Below are 7,072 nucleotides of genomic sequence, written 5' to 3'. Positions count from 1 at the left end.
GCCAGTTTGGATTTGTAAAAACAGCGTATCGAGGCATCGGGAAAAATGACAATAAACTGGCCACTCTTTTTGCTCTGGCTAATGTGGTTAGATTGGATCAAATGCTACGTAGGGGTTAATCTGCCTATCAGCCGAGAAAACCGGCTGAAAAGTAGATAATGAGCGACCCTATCCTCGCTTTTAGTTCTAAGAATTGTGTTTTAGAACATGCTCAAAGGATTGATGGACTTCTTCACACCTTCCCTAGGTGAACTCAGAAAGCAAACACTGCAAGAGGCTGTTCAAGTCGTTAAAACCAAGCCAAAAACATACAACAGTTATTTGGAGGCCGGATACTGGAAGCGTGAATTTAACCAGTTATATAACCACTACTATTACCTCACTTTATATCGATATCATGGCAGTGATGATTACCTAAAACCCAATACAGAAAGTGATGACTCAGAAGTTCATCCAAACGCAACATGTCCTGAATCAATGGTGAATACAACCACAGAAGCTAAGCAACAACCTACCTCTGCCCCCTCCTATCTCAGCAGGGTTTACGCCAGTCTATTCGGCCAAACCTCCATCCCTGAAGACAAAGAGATTCAGGAAGACAGGGCCGCTCAAGCCAAGGCTGAGAAAGAAGCCAAACAGGCTGAGTTCGAGCGTCTGTCCAAGAACAACCCACAGGGCGGCAGCTACCAGGAAGGCCTTGAGCACACTTATCAGGGTAAGCCTCTGCCTCAGGAAGAAAAGCCTGAAGCAACCCGCGATGAGAACACCTCACCGGTGGATGGCAAGGAAACCGCTGACAAGCTAAAAGCTAATAACCCTCAGGGTGGCGTCAGCGTTGATCATAAATACCTGGGAGAGCCACTGGAGAGCCATGCTGTATATGGTCCTGAACTGGATCCCAAGCGTAAAGCCGCTCTGGAATTGCTGGGTCTGACTGAGAACGCTTCACCCAGTGAAGAAGAAGTCAAAAAAGCCTTCCGTGATTACGCTAAAGCCCATCACCCGGACAAATGTGAAGACAAGCAGGCTTGTACCGACGCATTCTATATCGCTGCGAAAGCCAGAAACTATCTGCTGGGCATTGACCAGGATGAAGAAGAGATCATCTATGCCGGCGAACCGGTTGCACAAATAGCTGGGCCTGAAACTTCCAAGGAAGATGAAGAAGCTGCAGCTGAAGCTGAAGCCGAAGAAGCCGAGCGCACGCGTCAGGAAGAAGAGAAACTGCGTCAGGAGCAGGAAAGACTACGCCGTGAAATTGAACAGGCCACTGCGATCAACGACACCAGCAAAGTCGGCAAGCAGGTTAATTCCATGTACGCGGCGGGTATGGCACAGGCGGTGACAATTCAGTCCACTGCTGCCATGTCTCACCACGGCATTGCCATGAACAGTTTCCACAACACCCATATGCTGGCCAGCGCCCAGCTGGAAGATCTGAATACCGGTGAAATGCTGGCCTCTGCAGGCGAGCAGACCATCAATAAACAGCTGATCCAGGAAGGTGGACTTTACAGCTACGGCCAGATCTACGGTTTCAAGATGGATCAGGGCAAGGTGGATAACCTGGCCGGATTCGATGCCAACGGTTACGGCCTGGAAGTCGGTGTCTTCAAACAGTTCACCAGCGAATGGACCTTCGGTCTCATGATTGGCATGCAGAAGATGAGTTCCAGCTTCAAGGACTCTCAGGGCAGTATGAAGGCCAGCAACCTTCGCATCGGTCCTTTTGCTTCCTGGAACAAGGATCAGTGGCACTTCAACACTGCTCTGACCTACGGCATGACCGACATGGACAGCAAGCGTCGTGACCCACTCTTTAATCAGGAATACAAAGCCAGCCCCTCAGCGAAGGAATGGACGGCTTACGCTTCCCTGGGTTATGACATCAACATGGACCATGTTGCTACGGGTCTGGTCCTGACACCTAACGTTGAAGTGCTCTACATCAACAGTTCTGTGGATAGCTTCAAGGAAAAAGGTCAGGGAGATATGGCACTGAAAGTAGCCAGCCAGAACCGGACGCATATGATTACCCGTACCGGTCTGCAAATGTCCTACCTGATTCCGGATACCGAACTGCCCAGAGAGTTCAGACTCGGTGTCGGCTACCAGAAGAGCATGCTGGATGACTCCCCGATCAAGGCAGGTTATGTCGATCAGGGCAGCATGCAGCAGCTGAAAACCGGTAGCTACGGTAAAGACGCTATTTACTACAACGCCGGTTATTCGATGATTCTGAAAGATCACCAGAATATCCACTTCGACTACTTCGGCTCTACCGGTAAGAGCAGTCAGAGCCACGCACTGGCACTGACTTATGAAATGAAGTTCTAACCTTAACGGTTGCTCCCGGGGTCATGCGGTTCGCCGTATGGCCCTTTTTTTATTTCTTTCCTGCCCCCCCCCCTGAAGAAGCTATCCGAGCGTCTAGATTTATAGGTAGACCCTCTTTTTTAAAGGCAGCCATGTCCGTTCAAGGTCCTGATTCGTCATCACCCTCCTCTTGGAGCAGCAGACTGTCTGATCGAGTTCAGGCGTTTTCACCCCTCCAGTCCTTTGTAAAAGCTTTTGGCAGGGGGATAACCAAGACGTATACCGTTTCTAAAGGCTCAATTCCCAAAGAGGATGAGCACAGCTCACGACCAAAGACCCGGCTCAAGCGCCGACATGCCATCATTCGCAAGGCTAAAGCTCATGTCCAGCGTCACGAAAGTCCAGCCAAGCAACAACTCAGGCATGAAATCCTGTCATTAAGCAAATCAAACCCTGCAGAGTTTGACCGTTGGGCAGAAAAGCTCAAAGGCAATCTGGCTACAGTCGCAGAAGAGCTCAAAAAAGAAGGGGTTGAAGTGACCATAGATCTGAAGCTGGATCGGTTGTTTCAGGGCTATGAGTTTAATGCGGATGACCTGGACCTGCTGACCCACTTGAGAGATCTGGGACTCAGAAAGAATGTAGTCGCCCATCTGGCGGGCAAAATAGCATTGGATATCGTTGAAGACGTTGGCTATCACTCCAGAAGCACAGCAGACAGACTCAGTAATCGAGGCTTGTCCTATAAAAACGAAGCGGCAGCGGCGCGAAAGCAGTTTCTGATGGAAGAGGATCTCAAAGGCATGTCAGCAGGAGAGATTAAATCGACACTCAAACAGCTGGCTGGTCGGCCTTATGGATTACGAATGGATCTGCAGTATCTGGATCAGAAGCTTTCATCTCTGAAGTGGAAACTGAGCAGTGACAGAGAAGCCATAGCCTCAATCAGAGAAGATATAGACGAGTTTATGTCAGGTCCCCATACCCGGGACCTGACCAAAGTCAGCCGGTTTGTCATCGACATAAAAMCCCGGATGCAAGACATTCCCGCCTGTCAGAAATCCAAGTCTCTTTCACAGTGGCCAATGCTTTATCCTCCTGAAGTGGAAGCAAAGCTCAGGGCAAGAAAAGCTTAAAAACCTATCGCCACACCTTCACGGCGAGGATCAGCGCCACCTTCAAGCCCGTCTTCAGTAATGACTATTCCGTGCAGGCCACTGTTCAGCTCTCTTACTTTTACGGGATAACCCAGCTTTTCCAGCTCTGTCTTCAACTGCACCGCTTCTGTCCCCTGTTCGAGCTCATACATCCCGAACGGATTCAGCATATGGGGCAGATTAATGGCTTCCTGAATATCCATACCCCAGTCGATATGAGCAATCAGTGCTTTGGCAACAAAACTGATAATACGACTGCCGCCTGGTGATCCCAGAACGATGTAAGGCTTACCTGATTTGTCCATCACAATAGTAGGCGCCATAGAAGACCTTGGTCTTTTTACTGGCTCTACCCGATTGGCTATAGGCACACCCTTTTTATGGCTGGCAAAGGAAAAGTCCGTCATCTCATTATTCAGCAGAAAACCACCGACCATCAGACGAGAGCCGAATCCATTCTCAATGGTTGTTGTCATAGAGAGAGCATTACCATCTGCATCCACAATGGAAATATGGCTGGTAGATGGCAGTTCAATGGACTGATCATCCGCCTGAAGAGAAGCATGCTGCCAAACTGGCTTGCCTGCTGAGACTGTCTTCAGAGCCTGATCAGACTCAAGCAGCTTGGCTCTGTCAGCAAGGTACTGATCATCCAGCAACCCCTGAACAGGCACAGGTACATAGTCACTGTCTGCGAGATAGCGTGCACGGTCAGCAAAAGCCAGCCTTGAAGCCCCCGCAAACAGTCTCCAGGATTCTGGATTCACAGGGCCCAGGCTGGCCATTTCATAGGACTGCAAAATACCTAAAATCTGGCCAACCGTCGTTGCACCGGAGCTAGGAGGGCCCATACCACAAACAGAGTATTGCCGATAAGCCGAACACACTGGAGTTCGCTCTTTAACACGGTAGTTTTCCAAATCTACCAGGGAAAGAACACCAGGATTACCTTTGGCTTCCCTGACTGTTTTCACGATTTTATTCGCCAGTTCACCTTCATAAAATGCTTTCGAGCCCTTGCTGGCAATCAATCTAAGCGTGTGAGCAAATTCAGGATTTTTCAGCAAGACTCCAGCCTGGAGCGGCTGCCCTTTTTCATCAAAGAAGTAACGACGGGTGTCTGGATATCGGCTCAGCCTTGCCTGATCTTTGACAATCAGACTGGCCAATCTTGGAGAAACACGAAAACCTTCTTCGGCCAGTTTGATGGCGGGCTGGAAAAGCTCAGACCATGGACGTTTACCATAACGTTCATGCATGTCTTCCAGGAGTTTAACGGTACCGGGCGTACCTACGGAGCGGCCACCCACTACGGCATCAAAGAATTTAAGAGGCTTCCCCTTCTCATCCTGAAAGAGTGTAGGTGTTGATTCCAGAGGAGCCGTTTCACGGCCATCCAATGTCGTCAGTTTTTTCTTAACGGCATCATAGTAGAGTGTGAAAGCACCACCACCGATACCCGACGACTGGGGTTCCACCAAATTCAAAACCAGCTGAACAGCAATAGCCGCATCCGCTGCAGAACCTCCTTTCCTAAGAACTTCATCCCCAGCCTGAACAGCCAGAGGATTTGCAGCCACCACCATATGTTTGCTGGCTTTTACCAGACCTTTTTCTTCAAAGCCCGTTGCTTCTTCAGGAGCCAGATCATCACTGACATCCACTTCTTCTGCCTGTACAGTGAAACAAGCAGCCACAAGACCGGCGAGAATACACCGTCTGAACTTTCCCCCAGACATGGACAGAGTTCCTTATCATTGGTTTTATCAGGTCAGTGCATGGTTTCAGTGTTTGTGAAGTTGTGCAATAGGCCAACCTCATCTTCTGTCGATTTATCGACGCATTCATTTGAATAAAATAAAGTCAGGCGTTATGGATAGCTTTTTGAAACATTCATCTTATTTGAAAACTTCACCCTATATTCAGTAGGTGACATTTTTTTATATTCCTTGAACAGCCTGTTAAAGTTGGACAGATTGTTGTACCCCACATTGTTGCATATAAGACTCACGCTTAAATTCGTTGTTTCAAGCAGCGTGGCAGCATGACTTAATCGTATTTTCTTTAGCCTCTGACTGAAAGTCTCACCAAAATGACTCTTAAATAGCCTGCCAGTCGTTCTTTCGCTACAGTAAATGTGCTGAGCCAAACTGGCTAACGTAATCTCTTTTGCATAATTCTCATCAAGAAACTGAGAAAGAACGTCCACTCTGTCTTTATTGCATTCAATAACATCACTATGAGATGAGCTAAGGAAGGTATACCCTTTATCCTGTGTTATCACTGAGAAAACTTTTAGGAGAACCGACAGCTGCTCCAGACTGGAAGTGCTGTAATCAATATCATGAATGACTTCTTTGGCTTCAAGCGCTGCCTGTTTCGAAAACTGTATGGCTTTTGCCCCTTCTCTAAAAAAGCTTGCTAGCTTCCTCATTTCATTACAATGGACAAGCATATTGGAAAGCCATACTTCTTCTATCCAAAGATTATGATGCTCTGGTGATACATCATCCTTTTTAACTTTCAAATGGCTGAAGTCATGGGAAACATTAGGTGGAATCAATAGTAGAGAAGGAGATGCTATTTCAACATCAATATTTCCAACCATAGCCCGCCCAACAAAGTTGAAAAGTATTATGAGCTCATACTCACCATGGTAATGTGAAAAACCCGATGAGATCGAAGAGTCATCAGAGTAGTGACGCCAGGAATAGCCAGGCCTGATTAATGTCTTTACAGAAGTAGGCTTCATCTTTCACGGGTCCTGATACCCAAGCACTCAAAATTCATTACCGCTAAAAACTGTCTTAAAAGTACCAAAAAATGTCCATATAGTATAAGCAAATACACTAATTCTGGTACATAATGCAACTCACTCCTCAGTTAACTGACTTGTCGAAAAATATATTTTATTCATAAAATACAATGAGTTATAAATTTTATGTTTACCAAGAACTATGAAAAAATCATTTTTGATATGGACGGTACGCTTGTTGACTCCACAGAAGTTGTTGAGAAAGCCTGGAGGGTATGGGCCAACAATAATGACGTTGAAGCAGCCGGCATACTGGCTGTTGCCCATGGCCGCCCAGCAGAAGATGTCATTAGAGAAGTAAAGCCACAACTGGACATTGATAAGGAGGTAGCCGACTTAGAAGCATTTGAGCTACAAAACGCAGATTCTGTAAAGCCAATTCCAGGCAGTATTGAATTTTTAAGTCAAATTAATAAAGACGATTGGGCTATTTTCACATCCGCATCACGAGAGCTGGCACTGAGAAGGCTAAAAGCAGCCTCAATCCCTATTCCAAAGATTTTGATTACCGTCGAAGACGTTACATACGGCAAACCCAATCCAGAAGGTTATATTATGGCTGCTGAAAAACTGGGTGTAACAACCGAAGAATGCCTGGTATTTGAGGATGCCGAAGCTGGAGTATATTCCGCTCTGGAAGCAGGTTGTGATGTCATTAAAATTAATACAGCTACCCCACATAGAATCGAGATAGACGGTAGTGTTTCAGTAGAAGATTACTTTGATGTTTCTGTATGTTTGAAAAATCAATGGATATCTATATCCAGCCAACAAAGTTAATTCA

The 7,072-nt window shown here is 46.9% G+C and carries 5 protein-coding genes; 3 read left to right on the top strand and 2 right to left on the bottom strand.

Translation table 11 applies throughout. From position 1 onward, the window contains the following. Window positions 1-207 precede the first annotated feature (207 nt). Window positions 208-2,337, top strand: a complete 2,130-nt coding sequence (locus WG89_RS07750) for an autotransporter domain-containing protein (protein WP_062263723.1) — start codon at window positions 208-210, stop codon at window positions 2,335-2,337. 131 nt (window positions 2,338-2,468) lie between these two features. Beyond that, window positions 2,469-3,452 carry a hypothetical protein gene (locus tag WG89_RS07745; RefSeq protein ID WP_062263721.1) on the top strand — a complete coding sequence of 328 codons (984 nt, stop codon included), beginning with the start codon at window positions 2,469-2,471 and terminating at the stop codon, window positions 3,450-3,452. Here the strand turns inward: WG89_RS07745 and ggt are convergent. Both ggt and WG89_RS07735 read right to left on the bottom strand, forming a co-directional pair. Then, the gene (gene ggt, locus WG89_RS07740; RefSeq protein WP_062263718.1) at window positions 3,449-5,212 is read right to left on the bottom strand and encodes a gamma-glutamyltransferase; all 1,764 of its coding nucleotides are present in this window, start codon (window positions 5,210-5,212) and stop codon (window positions 3,449-3,451) included. The genes WG89_RS07745 and ggt overlap by 4 nt on opposite strands. A gap of 131 nt (window positions 5,213-5,343) precedes the next feature. Beyond that, a complete protein-coding gene (locus WG89_RS07735; RefSeq protein WP_062263715.1) occupies window positions 5,344-6,225 on the bottom strand; it encodes an AraC family transcriptional regulator in 882 nt (293 codons plus the stop codon). Between the two features lie 189 nt (window positions 6,226-6,414). On the opposite strand from WG89_RS07735, the gene WG89_RS07730 reads away from it, so the two are divergent. Then, entirely contained in the window at window positions 6,415-7,068 is a 654-nt protein-coding gene (locus tag WG89_RS07730) for an HAD-IA family hydrolase (protein ID WP_062263711.1), read from the top strand. Window positions 7,069-7,072 lie beyond the last annotated feature (4 nt).

It is taken from the genome of Endozoicomonas arenosclerae, assembly GCF_001562015.1.
Lineage (GTDB): Bacteria > Pseudomonadota > Gammaproteobacteria > Pseudomonadales > Endozoicomonadaceae > Endozoicomonas_A > Endozoicomonas_A arenosclerae.
The sequence above is the reverse complement of the archived record's forward strand: the minus strand, read 5'-3'. Positions and strand labels throughout refer to the sequence as shown.

Excerpts from the sequence above, each read along its gene's own strand:
- WG89_RS07750 (WP_062263723.1), top strand. The coding sequence starts at position 208 with ATGCTCAAAGGATTGATGGACTTCTTCACACCTTCCCTAGGTGAACTC.
- ggt (WP_062263718.1), bottom strand. The coding sequence starts at position 5,212 with ATGTCTGGGGGAAAGTTCAGACGGTGTATTCTCGCCGGTCTTGTGGCT.
- WG89_RS07735 (WP_062263715.1), bottom strand. The coding sequence starts at position 6,225 with ATGAAGCCTACTTCTGTAAAGACATTAATCAGGCCTGGCTATTCCTGG.
- WG89_RS07730 (WP_062263711.1), top strand. The coding sequence starts at position 6,415 with ATGTTTACCAAGAACTATGAAAAAATCATTTTTGATATGGACGGTACG.